This is a genomic window from Mycetohabitans endofungorum (assembly GCF_002927045.1).
GTDB classification, from domain to species: Bacteria; Pseudomonadota; Gammaproteobacteria; order Burkholderiales; family Burkholderiaceae; genus Mycetohabitans; species Mycetohabitans endofungorum.
Genome location: NZ_PRDW01000002.1, coordinates 309,610 through 326,540 on the forward strand (window position 1 = coordinate 309,610; position 16,931 = coordinate 326,540).

Sequence of the window (16,931 nt, forward strand, 5' to 3'; positions counted from 1 at the left end):
GTTGCGTCGCGCGGCGCTGCTCATCGCGGTGCGCGACGCATGCGCTTGAATCTATTGTGTTAGAAGCGCACGCGTCGCGGCGATTAGGGTTGCCACTGAGTCAGCAGTTGGTGCAGCGCGCCACGGTCCGGCTCGGTGGACAGACTCTTGCGCGCTTGCTGGTCCGACAACAGTTGTGCGATCTCGGACAGGATTTCGAGATGTTGCTGCGTCGCCTGTTCTGGCACAAGCAGAAAGATCAGCAATTGGACCGGCTGGCCGTCCGGCGACTCGAACGGAATGGGTTCAGCAAGCCGCACAAATGCCGCCAGCGGCTGCTTCAGCCCCTTAATGCGCCCATGCGGGATCGCCACGCCTTCGCCGAGACCGGTCGAGCCGAGCCGTTCGCGCGCAAACAGGTTATCGGTGACGACGCTACGGGCAATGCCGTTTTGATTTTCGAAGATCAGGCCGGCTTGTTCGAAAACCCGCTTCTTGCTGGTCACGGACAGACCCAGCACGACATTCTCAATTGGCAGGATTTTAGCTAGACGATTCATAGGGACAGGCGAAAAGCAGTTGTATCGCGCACGGGCTGTCGGCCAGCACTGGGGGCCGCGCGACGACTCACGGCAGACGCTTTCCGGCTGATGATTTTATAGGTGGCAACTATGGTAACCAAAACATTATAGATCAGGCGAGTTGCGCATGGTGCAACGCGCCAACGCGGGTTCGGTCCACGCGATACAACGCGTGCGGGTAATGAAAAAGCCGCCCGGTGCGGGCGGCTTGCCAACGCGGATCCGATCCGCGCTCAGAATGCCGGTTGCTCGGGAACAGGCGCGTACTTGATCGCCTGATGCTGGTGACCTTGCAGCCGGTCCTTATAACGCAATACCTGACGGTCGAGTTTGTCGATCAGCATGTCGATCGCCGCATACAGGTCGCCATTCGCGCTCTCGACAAAGATGTCCTTGCCCTTCAGGTGCAGGTTGACCTCCACCCTTTGCCGTTTTTCCTTTTCCTTGTGATTGTCTACGGCCAGTAGCACAGTACCATCGATCACCTGGTCAAAATGCCTGAGCACTCGTTCGAGCTTCACGACCACATATTCGCGCAGGGCGGGCGTGACTTCCAGGTGGTGTCCACTGATCTTCAGATTCATAGCTGCCTCTCCGTGCTCAATAGCCGCTGGCGCAAAGGCATGATCCGGCGCCGCTCGAGCCTCGTCCCGCTTGTAGCGTGCACCCCGTCGTGACGAAAAAGGAGTGGCGGGCCGATATCGGCCGGCTCCTGACCATATTCCATCTAAGCGCCGCGGCCGGTAAACGCCCACCGCAACATGCAGTAGGCTATAACGACTTACGCATGCTAACAGCCGGAATCTTCAGCGCTTCGCGATATTTCGCCACAGTTCGGCGTGCGATCACGAAGCCCTGTTCGGCCAGCAGTTCAGCGATGCGGCTGTCTGAAAGAGGTGATTTCGGGTCTTCGGCTCCTATCAGTTGCTTGATGAGCGCGCGGATCGCGGTCGATGACGCCGCGCCCCCCGTATCGGTCGACACGTGCGAGCCAAAGAAGTACTTGAACTCGAGCGTCCCAAAGGGCGTCAGCATGTACTTCCCGGTCGTGACTCGCGATACGGTCGACTCATGCAAGCCCAGCGTATCAGCAATTTCTCGTAAAACCAAGGGGCGCATCGCGATCTCGCCATGCACAAAAAAACTGCGCTGACGCTCGACGATTGCTTGTGCGACGCGCAAAATCGTGTCAAATCGTTGCTGGATGTTCTTGATCAGCCAGCGCGCTTCTTGCAGTTGCTGGCGCAACGAACCGCTGCCTGGGTCACCCCGGTTGCTGCGCAGGATGTTCGCGTACAAGTGGTTGACCCGCAGCCGCGGCACGACTTCACGGTTCAACTCCGCCTGCCATCCCTGTGAGGTTTTCTTCACGATGATGTCCGGCGCCACGTAGTCGGCCTCGACCTTGCCGTACGCGGCGCCGGGGAACGGCTCGAGCGAGCGGATCAGCGCGTGCGCGTCGCGCAGCGCGTCGTCGCTGGCCTTCAGATGCTTGCGCAGACGCGTGAAGTCGCGCGCCGCCAGCAACTCCAGGTAGTTCGACACGATTTCCAGCGCCAGCGTGCGCGTGGCGCTCGGCTCCAGCCGCAACAATTGCAGCTTCAGGCATTCGGACGCCGAGCGCGCCCCGACCCCAGCCGGATCGAAGCTGTGCAGCAGCGCGAGCGCCGCGTTCAACTCATCGGCGTCGACCTCAAGCTCGGCCGGCAAGTCGGCGAGGATTTCGTCGCAGCTCGCGCTCAGGTAGCCATCGTCGTCCAGCGACTCGATCAGAAACGTGACCAGCGCGCGGTCGCGCGAGCTAGCCTTGGTCAGGCGCAACTGCGCGCCCAAATGCTCGCGTAGGCTGACCGTGGATTCGTGCAGCTGCAGCGGCGGCATGTCGTCGTCGTCGGAGGTGCCACCGGGACGCACATAGTCGTCCAAGTTCCACGACGCCGTGTCGGTGCCGCTGTCGCTGTTCATGCCGTTGTATTCGTCAACGGCGGCCGGCTCCGCGCTTTCCGCGCGCTCGCCGTTCACGCCGCTGGCGCTGCCGAGCACCGGTGCTGGCGCCTCGGCCATGCCGGTGGGTAGCGCGCTGCTTTGCGACGGCAACAGTGAGCCGTCCGCGGCGACCCGCAATGGGCTCGCGATCCAGTCGTCCTCATTCTCCAGTAACGGATTTTGCGCGATCGCCGTGGCGACTTCCTGCTGCAATTCGAGCGTCGACAGCTGCAGTAGCCGGATCGACTGCTGCAATTGCGGGGTCAGTGCCAGATGCTGCGATAGACGGAGTTGAAGGCTTGCTTTCATGGCAGATTGCTTTTTATTGTAGACAGTTTGCCACGTTGGCGGAACCCTGAGGGAACACGTTGGCCCGTTTTGTGCATGTTTGAATGAGTCGGCGCGCGCGAGCCACCCGCTGGCGCGGCGGTGTCGCCAGGTCGGCGCTGGTTGGGGCGGGAGCCCGCCCCGGTGAAGGGGCTACATACGAAAATGTTCGCCCAGGTACACGCGGCGCACGCTCTCGTTCGCAATGATTTCCTTGGGCGCGCCGGCCGCGAGCACGCTGCCGTCGCTGATGATGTACGCGTGGTCGCAGATGCCGAGTGTCTCGCGCACGTTATGATCCGTGATCAACACGCCGATGCCGCGCTCCTTCAAAAAGCGCACGATCTTCTGGATTTCCAGCACGGCGATTGGGTCCACGCCGGCAAATGGCTCGTCCAGCAGGATAAAGCTGGGTCGGGTGGCGAGCGCGCGCGCGATCTCGACACGGCGCCGTTCGCCGCCGGACAGCGACATCGCCGGATTGTCGCGCAGGTGCGCGATCTGCAGCTCCTCAAGCAACGCGTCAGCACGCACCGATACCGCTTGCTTGGACAGCGGTTTGTCGTGCTCGTCTAGTTGCAACTCCAGCACCGCGCGGATGTTCTCGTTGACAGACAGCTTACGGAATACCGACGCCTCCTGTGGCAGATAGGACAACCCCATCCGGGCACGCTTGTGGATCGGCAGCAGGCTGATCGGCGTGTCATCGAGCATGATCTCGCCGGCATCGAGCGGAACCAGCCCGACGATCATGTAGAATGAGGTCGTCTTGCCGGCGCCGTTCGGTCCGAGCAGCCCAACCACTTCGCCGCTTTTCACGTCAAGCGACACGTCCTTGACGACGGTGCGCGCGCCGTAACGTTTGCGCAAGTTGCGCACCAACAGCGTGCTGGCCGCAGCCCGAGCAGACACGGGGAGAACCGATGCGTTCATGGCTGCGACGTTCCTTGCAGCGTCGTGGATGGGGTCAGCATCACGTCGCCGGCCGGTTGGGGCAGCACGCCGCCCCCCGTGCTGGGCGTGAGCATCGCACGCACGCGGCCGCTCGGATTGCCCGGTCCCGCGACATCCTTGCCCGACTGCGCGGTGTAAAAGTCCTTCTGGCCATCGTAGGTGATCACACTGCCGCGCACTTCATCGACGAGCTTGGACAACCCATGTAGGCGCCGCACAACGGCGCGTGTGGTCAACGTTGTCAGGTCCTGCTTGCCGTCGTAGTCGATGCGCACCGCGTTGCCTTCGATGTATTCGTCCATGCCGTCGCGCTTCTGCCGGAAATACGACAGTGTGCTGCCGTTGCTGGTGCCGGTGGCGTGCTGGTAGCCTTGCGGATCCTGCTTGACCTCCACGCGGTCCGCACGGATCAGGATCGTGCCCTTGGTCGCGACGACGTGGCCGGTGAAGACCGTCAGCTGCTTCAGGTCGTCGTACGTCATGTTGTCCGCTTCGATGTTTAGCGGCTTGTCGCGATCCGCGCGCTCGGCGTGCGCAACGGGCAGCGACAGCGCAAGCGGCAGCGCGACGGCCAGCGCCGACACGATTCGCCTGCCTGCCGCGCGGGCACGGCTCGCCCTGGCGCAGCGCTGCGGATGCAGCGTGCGCGCAGGCACGGGGCGGTCAAACATTGGGTTCATGCGCGTCGTGCGAGAAAGAGGTGCCCGTCATTGACTAAACGGCCCGCCCGTCGCCGTGTCGGACGCGGCAATCATGCCGCGTACCTGGCCGAGCAGACGCATTTCCCGGGTCACGTTGTTGTAAATCATGCCATTGGCCGTCATCTGGGACAGGCCGCGCAGCAGTTTAACCGGCTTTTCGGTTTCGATGATGTCGTCGTGGGTCAGCACGCGGAAGTGCTCGGAGTCAGCTTGCATCCGAGGATCGGTCGGACCCGCGTCGCGCAGGATGCGCGCGTCGTCGTACAGGTCCACGATCGAGCCGTCCGCATTAATGACAGCGCGCTTGCCGGTGGCGGTGACGACCGGCTGGCCTGGCGCGAACGCGCGGATTGCCGGCAGCGTCGCGTGCGTCGCCGCATCGTCCTCGTAGTGGACCATCGACGCGGCCGTGATCCGGTACTGCGTCACGCCACTTTCGTCCAGCATCGAGATCGAGAAGTGGTCGGCGAAATAGTCCGGTGTATGCGCCTTAGCCGCCGATACCACCTGCGACGGGCGCGGCAGCGTGTTCTGCAGCAGCCAGTACGTGCCGGCGGCGAGCACCCCCATGATCACGAGCGGCAACCAGGCGGACGGGCGCATCTCGCGCATCGCTTAGCCTTCGCACGCCGCCGCGAGCAGACCGTCATACCGGCCCTGCGCGCGCAGCAGTGTATCGATGACCTCGCGAGCGGCACCATGACCGCCGCGTGCGGTGGCGATCCAATGCGCGCGACTGCGTACCTCGGGGTGCGCGTCCGCCGGCGCGGCGGCAAAACCGACGCGCAGCATGACCGCCAGGTCGGGCCAGTCGTCGCCCATGTACCCGCATTCATTGGCGGTGACGCCGGCGGCATCCAGCAACTTGTCGAACGCGACGAGTTTGTCGCTGATCCCCTGATACAAGTATGACACGCGGATCTCGCGCGCGCGCAATTCGACGATCTTCGAATTGCGCCCGGTGATGATCGCGGTCGCGATGCCGGCCTGCTCGAGCAGCTTCAACCCATGGCCGTCCATCGAGTTGAAACCCTTCATTGCGTCGCCGTCCGGCGTGAAGTACAACGTGCCGTCGGTTAGCACGCCGTCCACGTCGAAGATCATCAGCTTGACGCGCGCGGCGCGTTCAATTGCGGTTAGGACCATGGTCGGATCAAATGACTTTGGCGGAGAAAAGGTCGTGCGTGTTCAGCGCGCCGATCAGCGTGCCATCGGCGTCGGCGACCAGCATATGGTTCATGCGGAATCGCTCCATCAGTTCCACGGCCTCCACCGCTAGCTGTCCGGCGCTGATCGTGCGCGGCTTGCGTGTCATCACGTCGGTGATCGGCAGGCCAAAGATGTCGCCCTTGTGCTCCAGCACGCGGCGCAAATCGCCATCGGTGAAGATACCTTCCACGCGCGAATCCCCGTCCACGATCGCGGTCATGCCCAGCCGTTTCGCGGTGATCTCAAACAACGCGTCGCGCACCGTCGCGCACAGCGTCACGCGCGGCACCTCATCGCCGGTACGCATCACGTCGCGCACATAGGTCAGCAGGCGCCGGCCCAACGAGCCGCCCGGATGCGAGCGCGCGAAATCGTCGGCGGAAAAGCCGCGCGCGTCGAGTACCGCTACCGCCAGCGCGTCGCCAAGCGCGAGCGTGGCTGTGGTGCTGGCCGTGGGCGCGAGGTTCAGCGGGCACGCCTCCTTCTCCACGCGCGCATTCAAGTGCACGTCGGCCAGCTTGGCCAGGCTCGATTCCGGCCGTCCGGTCACCGCGATCAATTTTGCGCCGAGCCGCTTGATTAGTGGCAGGATCGCAACCAGTTCCTCCGATTCGCCGGAGTTGGACAAACCGATGAACACGTCGTCGGCGGTGACCATGCCCAGGTCGCCGTGGCTCGCCTCGGCCGGATGCACGAAGAACGCGGGTGTGCCGGTGCTCGCCAGCGTGGCTGCCAGCTTGCGCGCAATATGGCCTGACTTGCCGATGCCGGAGACCACCACGCGTCCCTTGCAGGCCAGCAACATTTCCACGGCGACGACAAACTCGCCGTTCAGGCGCGTACTCAGGCTCCGGATGGCATCTGCCTCGATGTCGAGCACGTGCTGCGCCAGCTGCAATGCCCGGGCGCCATTGATTTTCGCTATCATGCGCGGAGTATAGCAAACGCGCATTTGGCTGGCGGCGCACCCGGCGGCGCGGCTCCCGAAGCGTTGATGGGCATCGAGGTCACCGCGATCCGCCGGCATGGTATAAGGGGTGTCGAGCCCGATCGCGACACGAAACTGCGCGCGCGACATCGTCGTGCTGCGCGGCTTGCCCAACGCGCTCGCGCTGGCCGAGAAGCGGCTGTTGCGCGCGCGGCGTGGTGCGGCAACGCAGCCGGCCTAGCGCGGCACGCAGTCGAATGACGTCCGAATGAACCCGGCGCGGGCTGACACCCGGCGCCCGATCCGCAATGGAGACCACCATGCAAGAGCGCGCTGCGTCGCCACCAGCGGTGCTGACCGATCCTGCCGCCTATATCCGCCAACATATCCGTACTGTGTCCGACTGGCCGCAGCCTGGCGTGCAATTTCGCGATATCACGCCGCTGCTGCAGGACGCGAAATGCCTGCGGGTGCTGGTCGACCTGTTCGTGCAGCGCTATATCGACCAGCGGCTAGACTACATCGCAGGGCTTGATGCGCGAGGATTCATCGTCGGACCGATCCTTGCCTACGAGCTGAACGTGGGCTTCATTCCGATCCGCAAGAAAGGTAAGCTGCCGTTCACGACCGTGTCAGCGTCCTACTCGCTCGAGTATGGTGAGGCGACGGTCGAAGTCCACGCCGATGCATGCCGCCCGGGCGAGCGCATCGTGCTCATCGACGACTTGATCGCCACGGGCGGCACGATGATGGCTGGGCGCGTGCTGCTGGAGCGGCTCGGTGCACACGTCGTCGAGTGCGCGGCGATCATCGATCTGCCCGAGCTGGGAGGTTCGACGCTGCTGCGCAATGCCGGGGCGCCGCTCTATACCGTGTGCACGTTTTGAGCCGCTGCGGCCATCATTTGCTGGAGCGAGGCGATGCCTGAATTGTCGCTGTTCTTCGCCACGTCCGTGGCGATCACCGTCGCGCCGGGCCCGGACTACCTGTCAGTGCTCGCGCGGGACGTCTCGCAGGGGTGCGCCGTCGACCGCGTGTGGGCGCCTGGCTGGGCTGGCTGGCGGACGTGACCTTCATCACCCTCGGCGCTTGGGTCGCCGCGTTGCAAAGTTGAAGACGCGTTAGAATCATTGGTTTTATGCGCAAAGGGCATCGGCGATGACTTGGGGCTGCGTTGACGCCGCGCGCCGTTTCCGGCGCGACCAGCATCTGCGGTTCGTGATCGACGGGCAGCCGGTCGGCTGGATCCGCGCGGGCGACGTGCGTTGGCTCACGCACTGGCCGGACGTGTTCGCCATCAGTGAGCGCTGCGTCGTGCTGGCCGATGCATTCGATACCCTCCAGGCACGCAGTGCCGCACTGGGCTCGGTTATTGGGGCGCTGGCCGCGCACGGCCTGATTCGCGGATGGCGCAACGAGACCTATGCGATCCGCAATGCATTTGACGACCCACCGCTCGCATTCATTGAACGCGCGGCGTCGCGGTTTTTTGGCACGACAACATACGCTGTCCATCTAAACGGCGTAGTGGTGGGCCCTGACTGCGAGGCGCCGACGCGCAGCGGCGGCGGTGCCGCCTCACCGGTTGCGCCGCGCGCCGCGGACGGTGAGCCATATTTCTGGATCGCGCGCCGCAGCGACACGAAGCCGACTGACCCCGGCATGCTCGACAACCTGGTTGGCGGCGGAATCGGCTGGGGGCTGCCGGTGTTCGATACGTTGGTAAAAGAGGCGTACGAAGAGTCCGGTATTGATGCGTTGCTCGCGCGCACGGCCAGCGCGGGGCGCACGATTCACGTTTTGCAGGAAATCGACGAGGGTACGCAGGCCGAGCAACTGTTCGTCTACGATCTGCTGCTGCCCGATGATTTCGCGCCCCGCAATACCGACGGGGAAGTCGCCGAGCACCGGCTGGTGTCGCGTGCGCAATTGCTCGACGTGGTTCGCGCTGGCCGGATGACCGTCGATGCGAGCTTGGCGACGCTCGATTGTCTGTTGCGCCGTGGCTGGCTCGATTCCGCCGAATGCGGCGCTTTCGACATACTGCTGCAGGCGCCCGGCGATTGAGTGCCGCTGCGTCGGCTGGCACCGGCAGACCTGTCCAACCACATTATCCGGTGACGAGTTAAACAAGGGGTTATGGCATGGCTACCGAACACAGCTTCATTCTCAAACTCGCCTGCGCCGACCGGCCGGGTATCGTGCATGCGGTGTCCGGATTTCTGTTCGAGCGAGGCAGCAATATCTTGGATTCCGCGCAGTTCGGCGACAGTCGCACCGGCGAGTTCTTCATGCGTGTGCACTTCCAGCAAGTGGGCGGCGATCCCGGACTACACGCGCTGCGCGCCAGTTTCGCGACGCTGGCCGAGCAGTTCGGCATGCGCTGGGAATTGCACGATGCGAACGTCAAGTCGCGCGTGATGATCATGGTGTCCAAGATCGGCCATTGTCTGAACGACTTGTTGTTCCGTTACCGCACCGGACAGCTTGCGATCGAGATCCCGGCGATCGTGTCGAACCACCAGGACTTCTACCAACTCGCGGCAAGCTACAACATCCCATTCCACTATCTACCGCTGGCCGACGGCACGCCGCAGGCCAAGGCGGCGCAAGAATCTCGCGTCCTGGAGTTGGTCGAGCACCACGGTGTGGACCTCGTCGTGTTGGCGCGTTACATGCAAATTTTGTCGGGCGACCTGTGCGAGAAGCTGGCCGGCCGGGCCATCAATATTCATCATTCGTTCCTGCCTAGCTTCAAGGGGGCGAAACCGTACTACCAGGCATTCGACCGCGGCGTGAAGCTGATCGGCGCCACCGCGCACTACGTGACCACGGATTTGGATGAAGGTCCGATCATCGAACAGGAAGTCGAACGCGTCGACCATAGCATGACGCCCGACGAACTGACGGCCGTGGGCCGGGACGTCGAATGCGTGACCCTTGCGCGGGCGGTGAAGTGGCACGTTGAGCACCGCATCGTGCTCAATGGCACGAAGACCGTGGTATTCCGCTGACTCAGTGTACCGCCCACGGACGCTCTGCACGCCGGTGCTGGCAGCGCACGGACGCTGACCAATGCAATGTGTCGTGCACTGCGGGCGGGCTTGGTGCGGCGCTGTGCGCCGCCCGCGCGCTCAGATCAGTTTGGAGAGCACCAACTCACGCTTGATGTAGGCATAGAAGATCGGCGCCGCGATGACGCCAAGCAGCCCAAACGCCGCTTCCATCACCAGCATCGCGATTAGGAGTTCCCACGCCTTGGCCTCGATCTCGCCGCCGACGATACGCGCGTTCAAAAAGTACTCCAGCTTGTGGATCACCACCAGGAACGCGAGTGACGAAATTGCGACGCCGATCCCAGAAGCCAGCGAGATCAGCACGATCACGGTGTTCGAGATCAGGTTGCCGACCACCGGCAACAGTCCGACCACGAACGTGAAAATCACCAGCGTCTTGGACAGCGGCAGCCGCGAATGGAACAGCGGCAGTGCGACAAGCAGGTAAAGGCCGGTGAAGAACGCATTGACTGCTGAGATCTTGACCTGCGCGAACACGATCCGCCGAAATGCGTCGGCGAAGCGCGACACCCGCGTGACTAGCGCCGCGGACAGCGGTGCGCGAGTCGCATGATGCTGCGCGTCGACGGCCACGATTGCGCCGAGAATCATGCCGAGCAGCACGTGCGTGATGCCGCGCATCGCCGTCTTGCCGCCCTCCTGCAACTGCGTCGCGTGCGAGTGCAACAAGACAGTAATCTTCGATTCGATCTCAGCGGCGTTACTCGGCAGATACGTCAACGCCCAAGCCGGAAGCCGCGCACGCGCTTGATCGAAGAACCGCATCACCTGCTCGAACAGCGCTTGCACGCTGGTGACGTGCTTTTCTAGATGCTGTGCGATGCCCAACGAGATGCCGGTGAAGGCGGCGACCACCGCGCAGGCGACGAACACGACCGCGAACCACCGCGCGCGCTGGCTGGACAAATGACGTTCCAGGCGTGGCGAGATTTGGTGCACGACCTGATAAACAAGTAGCCCCGCCAGCAGCGCGCCGAGCAATTTCAGCTCGATGACCAGCACCATCGCGGCGATCATGAATAGGTAGCTGGCGATATCCACCGGCGCGAGCCGGGACAACGACGCAGGGCCCGGTCGATTCACGTTGTGCGTCGGAAGCGGCTGCACCGGACGCGACCCCTGCGCCGAGCCGCGTCCGTCGTCGCCATCGCTCGGACGCGCCGCTTCATATTCTGTTGCCATCCCCAATCCTCGTTACGACTATTTGTCCCGCACGGACGTTGGCGCAGCGTAGCACATACGTCAGGCCCGCGTCTGGCGTGTGCCGAGCAGGGGTGCCAGGTACTTGCCGGTAAAGCTTGCCTTCGATTGTGCTACGTGTTCCGGCGTGCCCTGCGCGATGATCTGACCACCGCCGGCGCCACCCTCCGGTCCGAGGTCGATGACCCAATCCGCCGTCTTGATGACGTCAAGATTATGCTCAATGATGACAACCGTATTTCCATGATCGCGCAATCGGTGAATGACTTCCAGCAGCAGCGCGATATCGTGGAAGTGCAGGCCCGTCGTCGGCTCATCTAGGATATAAAGGGTGCGACCCGTGTCGCGCTTGCTCAGTTCCAGCGAAAGCTTGATTCGTTGTGCTTCGCCGCCGGACAATGTAGTTGCGGACTGGCCCAGCCGGATGTAGCCGAGCCCCACGTCGAGCAGCGTCTTGAGCTTGCGCGCCACCACCGGCACCGCACGGAAGAACTCGTACGCGTGTTCGACCGTCATGTCGAGCACTTCGCTGATGCTACAACCCTTGTACTGGATTTCGAGCGTCTCTCGGTTGTACCGCTTGCCGTGGCACACGTCGCATGGCACGTAGACATCGGGCAAAAAATGCATCTCCACCTTCAGCACGCCGTCGCCCTGGCACGACTCGCAGCGCCCGCCCTTGACGTTGAACGAAAACCGTCCCGGATCATAGCCGCGCTCCTTGGCCGCCGGCACGCCGGCGAATAACTCCCGGATCGGCGTGAACAGGCCGGTGTAGGTAGCCGGGTTTGAGCGCGGCGTACGGCCGATCGGTGACTGGTCGACGTTGATCACCTTGTCGAAATGCTCCAGTCCGTCGATGGCCTCGTGCGGGGCGGGCTCGGCCGCCGAGCCGTACAGATGGTGCGCGACTGCATGGTACAGCGTGTCGTTGATCAGTGTGGACTTGCCCGAACCTGATACACCGGTCACGCAGGTGAGCAGACCCACCGGCAGGTCCAGCGTCACGCGCTTCAGGTTGTTGCCGTAGGCCTGCACGATCCGCAGCCGGCGCTCGTCCGGTGCGCGCCGCTGCTGCGGCACCGCGATCCGCCGCGCGCCGCAAAGATACTGGCCGGTGACCGAGGCGGCGTCGTTCTCGATCTGCTGCGGTGTGCCGCGCGCCACCACCATGCCGCCGTGCTCGCCGGCGCCCGGGCCCATGTCCACCACGTAATCGGCCATCCGGATCATGTCCTCGTCGTGCTCCACGACGATGACCGAGTTGCCTAGATTACGCAGGTGCTTCAATGTCGCGATTAACCGGTCGTTGTCGCGCTGATGCAGTCCGATCGACGGCTCGTCGAGCACATACATCACGCCGGTCAGTCCCGAGCCGATCTGCGACGCGAGGCGGATGCGCTGCGCCTCGCCACCGGACAGCGTATCCGCGCTGCGCTCCAGCGACAGGTAATCGAGTCCGACGTTGTTCAGGAACATGAGGCGCGCGACGATTTCCTTGATCACCTTGTCGGCGATTTCGCGCTTGGCGGCGCTGTCCAGCCTTAGCGTCTGAAAGTAACCTAGTGCGTCGCGCAGCGGCCAGCCGCTCACCTCGAAGATCGCCCGCGCGTCGCCGTCGGAGCCGAGCTTCACATGGCGCGCCTCACGCCGCAGCCGGGTGCCCTCGCATGCGGGGCACGTCTGGTTGTTTTGGTACTTGGCCAATTCCTCGCGCACTGCTGCCGAATCGGTTTCCCGGTAGCGGCGCTCCAAATTGCGGATAATGCCTTCGAACGGATGCTCGCGCACCGACGCGCGGCCGCGCTCGTTCATGTACGAGAATGGGATGGCCTGTCCGCCAGAACCGTACAGTACGGACTGGCGTACCGCCTCGGGCAGGTCCTCGAACGCTGTTTCGATGTCGAACTCGTAGAATGCCGCCAGGCTTTGCAACATCTGGAAATAGAACTGATTACGCCGGTCCCAGCCCTTCACTGCGCCGGCGGCCAGCGACAGCGACGGATGCGCGACCACCCGCTTCGGGTCAAAGAAGGTGATCTGCCCCAGGCCGTCGCATTCCGGGCATGCACCCATCGGATTGTTGAATGAAAACAGCCGCGGCTCGAGTTCCTGCAGTGAGTAGGAGCAAACCGGGCACGCGAACTTCGAGCTAAACAAATGCTCGGCGTTGCTGTCCATCTCCAGCGTGATCGCGCGACCGTCAGCGAGCCGCAGCGCGGTCTCAAACGACTCCGCGAGACGCTGCTTCATGTCTGGGCGCACTTTGAGCCGGTCCACGACGACGTCGATCGTATGTTTGTCGTTCTTTTTCAGTTTGGGCAGCGCGTCGACGTCATAGATTTGCGCGGTGCCTTCGTGCGCGGTACCGCCGCCGGAGCGCACCCGGAAGCGGATGAAGCCCTGCGCCTGCATCTGCTCGAACAGCTCGGCGTGCTCGCCCTTGCGGTTGACCACGACCGGCGCGAGAATCATCAGCCTCGTGTCCTCGGGCAGGGCCAGCGCGGCGTCGACCATCTGCGACACGCTTTGTGCCTGCAGTGCGATGTCGTGATCTGGGCAGTACGGCGTGCCCACCCGTGCGTACAAGAGTCGCAGGTAATCGTGGATTTCGGTGACGGTGCCGACCGTGGAGCGCGGGTTGTGCGACGTCGCCTTCTGCTCGATCGAGATGGCTGGCGACAGACCCTCGATCAGATCGACATCCGGTTTTTCCATCAACTGCAGGAACTGCCGCGCATACGCGGACAGGCTCTCGACGTAGCGTCGCTGTCCCTCTGCGTACAGCGTGTCGAAGGCGAGCGACGACTTGCCGGAGCCCGACAACCCCGTGACCACGATCAGCTTGTGGCGCGGCAGATCAAGGTTGACGTTTTTCAGGTTGTGGGTGCGGGCCCCACGGATGCGGATCTCTTCCATTGAGCGATGGTACTGGCTTCGCTGGCGTTGCTGCCAAACCTGCTACTATAACGACTTTTCCTCACCGCCGTACCAGCGCCCAACGGGCAGGTCTGACACCCGGTCAGGGTGCATGAATGGACGGAAATTCATCTCGATGTCCACGTCGTCCGCTTCTTCTTCCCGAATGAGCGCGCCGGAGCTGCGCGCGACCGTCTCACTCGCGTCGGTTTTCGCGTTGCGCATGCTCGGTTTGTTCATGATCATGCCGGTGTTCTCCGTCTATGCCCACACGATCCCGGGCGGCGACGATACGGTGCTCGTCGGTATCGCGTTGGGCATCTATGGCGTGACGCAGGCGGCGTTGTATATTTTCTACGGATGGTTGTCCGACCGCATCGGGCGCAAGCCGGTGATCGTCGCCGGGTTAGCGATCTTCGCGCTCGGGGCCGCGGTGGCCGCGCTGGCGGACAATATCCACTGGATCATCGCCGGCCGCGCGCTGCAGGGCGCGGGCGCGATTTCGTCGGCCGTGCTCGCGCTGATCGCCGACCTGACCAGCGAACATCACCGCACGAAGGCGATGGCGATGGTCGGTGGCAGCATTGGCGTCTCGTTTGCGGTGGCCATTGTCGGCGCGCCGGTGCTGTATGCGGTGATCGGCATGAGCGGGCTGTTCGCGGCGATCGGCGTACTGTCGGTGTTGGCGATCGCGGTGGTGCTGTGGATCGTGCCTGATCCGGCGTCACCGCCGGTCCACGTCAAGGCGCCGTTCGCTGAGGTGCTACATCACCGCGAACTGCTGCGGATGAACTTCGGCGTGTTCGCGCTACACGCGACGCAGACCGCGCTGTTCGTCGTCGTGCCGCGGATCTTGGTCGGCGCCGGGCTGCCGGTCGCGTCGCACTGGAAGGTCTATCTGCCGGTCATGGCACTGGCGTTCGTGTTGATGGTGCCGGCGATTATCGCGGCCGAGAAGCGGGGCCGGATGAAGGCCGTGATGCTCTCGGGCATCGTCGCTATCCTGATCGGCCAGCTTGCGCTGTCCCAGGTGGGTCATGCGATGATGGCGGTGGCCGTCATCCTGCTTGTCTACTTTACTGGGTTCAACGTGCTGGAAGCGTCGCAGCCGTCGATGGTATCGAAGCTCGCGCCGGGCACGCGCAAGGGCGCCGCGATGGGCGTCTACAATACGACGCAGGCACTTGGGCTCGCGCTGGGTGGCGTGATGGGCGGTTGGCTGCTCAAGCTGCATGGCGATGCGTCGGTATTCCTGGCCTGTTCCGTGCTGGTGTTCGTGTGGCTTATAATCGCGGCCCCGATGAGGGTGCCGCCGCCAGCGGGCAGCCGCGGCGCGGCGTATTGACCGCGCATCCGACGCCTCGTGTAACGCGTATCGAATCAAACTGGAGAAAGGCATATGGCATCCGTCAACAAAGTGATTCTCGTCGGCAATCTCGGCGCCGACCCGGAAACGCGCTACCTGCCAAGCGGCGATGCGGTGACCAATATCCGTCTGGCAACGACGGACCGGTACAAGGACAAGGCATCGGGCGAATTTAAGGAACTAACCGAGTGGCACCGCGTGGTGTTCTTCGGCCGCTTGGCGGAGATCGCCGCCGAATACCTGAAAAAGGGCTCGCCGGTGTACGTCGAAGGGCGTATCCGCACTCGCAAATGGCAGGACCAGAGCGGCCAAGACCGTTACTCGACCGAAATCGTCGCGGACAGCATGCAGTTGTTGGGTGGCCGTGGCGGCTCAGGTGGTGGTGGCGGGGGCGATGACTTCGGCGGCGGCGCGTCGGGCGGGTCTTCGCGGGGCGAAGGCGGCGGCACCGGTGGGGCGCGCGCGTCGGGTGGCGCACGCCAGGGTGCGGGCGGCGGTGCGAGTCGGCCCAGCGCGCCTGCCGGCGGCGGGTTCGATGAGATGGACGACGATATTCCGTTCTAGCGAGTACTTTTAGGATGGTGTAACTAGAAGGCCCGTACGCCCTATGCATACGGGCTTTTTCTTATCGCAGTTTCACTCTTATCGAATCGAGCCAAGGCAAGGGACAGTTTTTCCGAAGTCGATGGTGATTCCGTTGGTATCCGGATATGCTACGTTCGGCAGTTCATCGTATGTCGTCGGGCGGCCCGTTGAGCCATTGTGCGGGCATGTCACCAAGCGTTGCCGCGCACGTGTGTTGTCGGACGCCGCCAGACTGGGCAATTAGGCGGGCAGCTGCCGCAGAGCGACCGGCTTGATGGTTCTGCATGGCATATAGCGCCACTTGAGCGCCGCGGGCGGCAGGGTTCGAATCCTTGGCAAACCGTGCAGGCGATTTGTCCTCTTCATGCGCGGCGCCGAGCGCTTGGCGCGCTGACGCAGCAGCGCCATCGGGTTGCCGCGCAGGTAGCCGGCGTTCACTAGCCAGGTGAACAGGCCGTTCAGGATGACCCGCGCTTGCCGCTGGCTGGCCGCGGACAGCGGGCCGTTAAAGGGCCGCCAGCGTGCATCGCCGCGGGCATACTTGCCGGTGACAATTGTGCATGCCACGGCACCTGAGCGCAGCGCACGCTTGGCATTGTCAGCACGTGAAGTAGGGGCCTAAGTCCTGAATTGCCCGGATGATTAGTGGCAGATCTGCTTCATGTCGGCTTCGGACAAGCCTGTCATACGCCTTACCGTTTCACGCTCCAATCCGCTTGCCAGCAACGTGCGCGCGATCTTCAGCGCGGCTTCCTTGTGGCCTTCTTCACGCCCTTCTTCACGTCCCAGTATACGGCCGCGCTCCAGACCTTTTTGCTCGAGCTTTTGTGCAATCGTCATCAAAACCTCCTCGTGTTGTGGTGAGCGGATCGCCAACTCTCGCATAAATCGCTCCGGATCCGTTGTGTCGCCCCACTGCAGCATATAATGCATCAGCGACACCAATTGCTCATGCGTAGTGTACCCCGCGATCAACAGGCTTGCCAGTTGCTCCACCAGGGTCGCCAAATCGCGTTGCCGGATATGCTTTTGCAGCAACTCCAGCATCGCCATGCGCCGATGCGTGATGATTTCATCATCCGAAATCACCGTGACATCCACCAACGGAAAGCCTCCCGC

General features: G+C 63.2%; 18 protein-coding genes and 2 pseudogenes. 7 read left to right on the forward strand and 13 right to left on the reverse strand.

Annotated elements, in window-relative coordinates:
* Window positions 1-83: 83 nt before the first annotated feature.
* From ptsN to B0O95_RS03250, 8 genes are all read right to left on the reverse strand, one after another.
* On the reverse strand, window positions 84-539 hold the full coding sequence (gene ptsN / locus B0O95_RS03215; protein ID WP_076796362.1) for a PTS IIA-like nitrogen regulatory protein PtsN: 456 nt from the start codon (window positions 537-539) through the stop codon (window positions 84-86).
* A 254-nt stretch (window positions 540-793) separates the two neighbouring features.
* Window positions 794-1,144, reverse strand: coding sequence for a ribosome hibernation-promoting factor, HPF/YfiA family (gene hpf, locus B0O95_RS03220; RefSeq protein ID WP_104076581.1), 351 nt, complete (start codon window positions 1,142-1,144; stop codon window positions 794-796).
* Between the two features lie 187 nt (window positions 1,145-1,331).
* Window positions 1,332-2,855 carry an RNA polymerase factor sigma-54 gene (locus tag B0O95_RS03225; protein WP_104076582.1) on the reverse strand — a complete coding sequence of 508 codons (1,524 nt, stop codon included), beginning with the start codon at window positions 2,853-2,855 and terminating at the stop codon, window positions 1,332-1,334.
* A 171-nt stretch (window positions 2,856-3,026) separates the two neighbouring features.
* Window positions 3,027-3,806: an LPS export ABC transporter ATP-binding protein gene (gene lptB, locus B0O95_RS03230; RefSeq protein WP_104076583.1), complete on the reverse strand. Its 780-nt coding sequence runs from the start codon at window positions 3,804-3,806 to the stop codon at window positions 3,027-3,029.
* Window positions 3,803-4,498: a lipopolysaccharide transport periplasmic protein LptA gene (gene lptA / locus B0O95_RS03235; protein WP_104076632.1), complete on the reverse strand. Its 696-nt coding sequence runs from the start codon at window positions 4,496-4,498 to the stop codon at window positions 3,803-3,805. The genes lptB and lptA overlap by 4 nt, the downstream gene beginning before the upstream one ends.
* A gap of 36 nt (window positions 4,499-4,534) precedes the next feature.
* The gene (gene lptC / locus B0O95_RS03240) at window positions 4,535-5,140 is read right to left on the reverse strand and encodes an LPS export ABC transporter periplasmic protein LptC (RefSeq protein WP_104076584.1); all 606 of its coding nucleotides are present in this window, start codon (window positions 5,138-5,140) and stop codon (window positions 4,535-4,537) included.
* Window positions 5,141-5,143: 3 nt separating this feature from the next.
* Window positions 5,144-5,674, reverse strand: a complete 531-nt coding sequence (locus B0O95_RS03245) for a KdsC family phosphatase (RefSeq protein WP_104076585.1) — start codon at window positions 5,672-5,674, stop codon at window positions 5,144-5,146.
* A gap of 7 nt (window positions 5,675-5,681) precedes the next feature.
* A complete protein-coding gene (locus B0O95_RS03250) occupies window positions 5,682-6,665 on the reverse strand; it encodes a KpsF/GutQ family sugar-phosphate isomerase (protein WP_104076586.1) in 984 nt (327 codons plus the stop codon).
* 109 nt (window positions 6,666-6,774) lie between these two features.
* Between B0O95_RS03250 and B0O95_RS16885 the strand changes: the two genes are divergently transcribed.
* The 5 genes and pseudogenes from B0O95_RS16885 (at window position 6,775) to purU (ending at window position 9,679) form a co-directional block, all read left to right on the forward strand.
* Window positions 6,775-6,906, forward strand: coding sequence for a hypothetical protein (locus B0O95_RS16885; RefSeq protein WP_255779347.1), 132 nt, complete (start codon window positions 6,775-6,777; stop codon window positions 6,904-6,906).
* A 79-nt stretch (window positions 6,907-6,985) separates the two neighbouring features.
* Complete coding sequence (locus B0O95_RS03255) at window positions 6,986-7,552, forward strand: adenine phosphoribosyltransferase (protein WP_104076633.1); 567 nt, start codon at window positions 6,986-6,988, stop codon at window positions 7,550-7,552.
* 33 nt (window positions 7,553-7,585) lie between these two features.
* A pseudogene (locus tag B0O95_RS03260) lies at window positions 7,586-7,720 on the forward strand (LysE family translocator); the annotation flags it as partial.
* A gap of 103 nt (window positions 7,721-7,823) precedes the next feature.
* On the forward strand, window positions 7,824-8,732 hold the full coding sequence (locus B0O95_RS03265) for an NUDIX hydrolase (protein ID WP_104076587.1): 909 nt from the start codon (window positions 7,824-7,826) through the stop codon (window positions 8,730-8,732).
* Window positions 8,733-8,809: 77 nt separating this feature from the next.
* Window positions 8,810-9,679, forward strand: coding sequence for a formyltetrahydrofolate deformylase (purU, locus tag B0O95_RS03270; protein WP_104076588.1), 870 nt, complete (start codon window positions 8,810-8,812; stop codon window positions 9,677-9,679).
* A 120-nt stretch (window positions 9,680-9,799) separates the two neighbouring features.
* Here the strand turns inward: purU and B0O95_RS03275 are convergent, their stop codons facing one another.
* Genes B0O95_RS03275 through B0O95_RS16315 form a run of 3 tightly spaced genes read right to left on the reverse strand, consistent with a single transcriptional unit; the run spans window position 9,800 to window position 14,101 of the window.
* Entirely contained in the window at window positions 9,800-10,924 is a 1,125-nt protein-coding gene (locus tag B0O95_RS03275; RefSeq protein WP_370641792.1) for an AI-2E family transporter, read from the reverse strand.
* A 60-nt stretch (window positions 10,925-10,984) separates the two neighbouring features.
* Entirely contained in the window at window positions 10,985-13,861 is a 2,877-nt protein-coding gene (uvrA, locus tag B0O95_RS03280) for an excinuclease ABC subunit UvrA (RefSeq protein WP_104076590.1), read from the reverse strand.
* 45 nt (window positions 13,862-13,906) lie between these two features.
* On the reverse strand, window positions 13,907-14,101 hold the full coding sequence (locus B0O95_RS16315; protein WP_233203082.1) for a hypothetical protein: 195 nt from the start codon (window positions 14,099-14,101) through the stop codon (window positions 13,907-13,909).
* Between B0O95_RS16315 and B0O95_RS03285 the strand changes: the two genes are divergently transcribed.
* Complete coding sequence (locus B0O95_RS03285) at window positions 14,028-15,206, forward strand: MFS transporter (RefSeq protein ID WP_233203078.1); 1,179 nt, start codon at window positions 14,028-14,030, stop codon at window positions 15,204-15,206. The two genes, B0O95_RS16315 and B0O95_RS03285, sit on opposite strands and share 74 nt — an antisense overlap.
* Before the next feature lie 54 nt (window positions 15,207-15,260).
* Window positions 15,261-15,791: a single-stranded DNA-binding protein gene (locus B0O95_RS03290; RefSeq protein WP_104076592.1), complete on the forward strand. Its 531-nt coding sequence runs from the start codon at window positions 15,261-15,263 to the stop codon at window positions 15,789-15,791.
* A gap of 378 nt (window positions 15,792-16,169) precedes the next feature.
* Here B0O95_RS03290 and B0O95_RS03295 read toward each other — a convergent pair.
* Window positions 16,170-16,358 (reverse strand): annotated as a pseudogene (locus B0O95_RS03295) (tyrosine-type recombinase/integrase); the annotation flags it as partial.
* Between the two features lie 96 nt (window positions 16,359-16,454).
* Window positions 16,455-16,931 (reverse strand): Rpn family recombination-promoting nuclease/putative transposase (locus B0O95_RS03300; protein WP_146063974.1); only part of this gene is annotated, 477 nt, incomplete at its 5' end.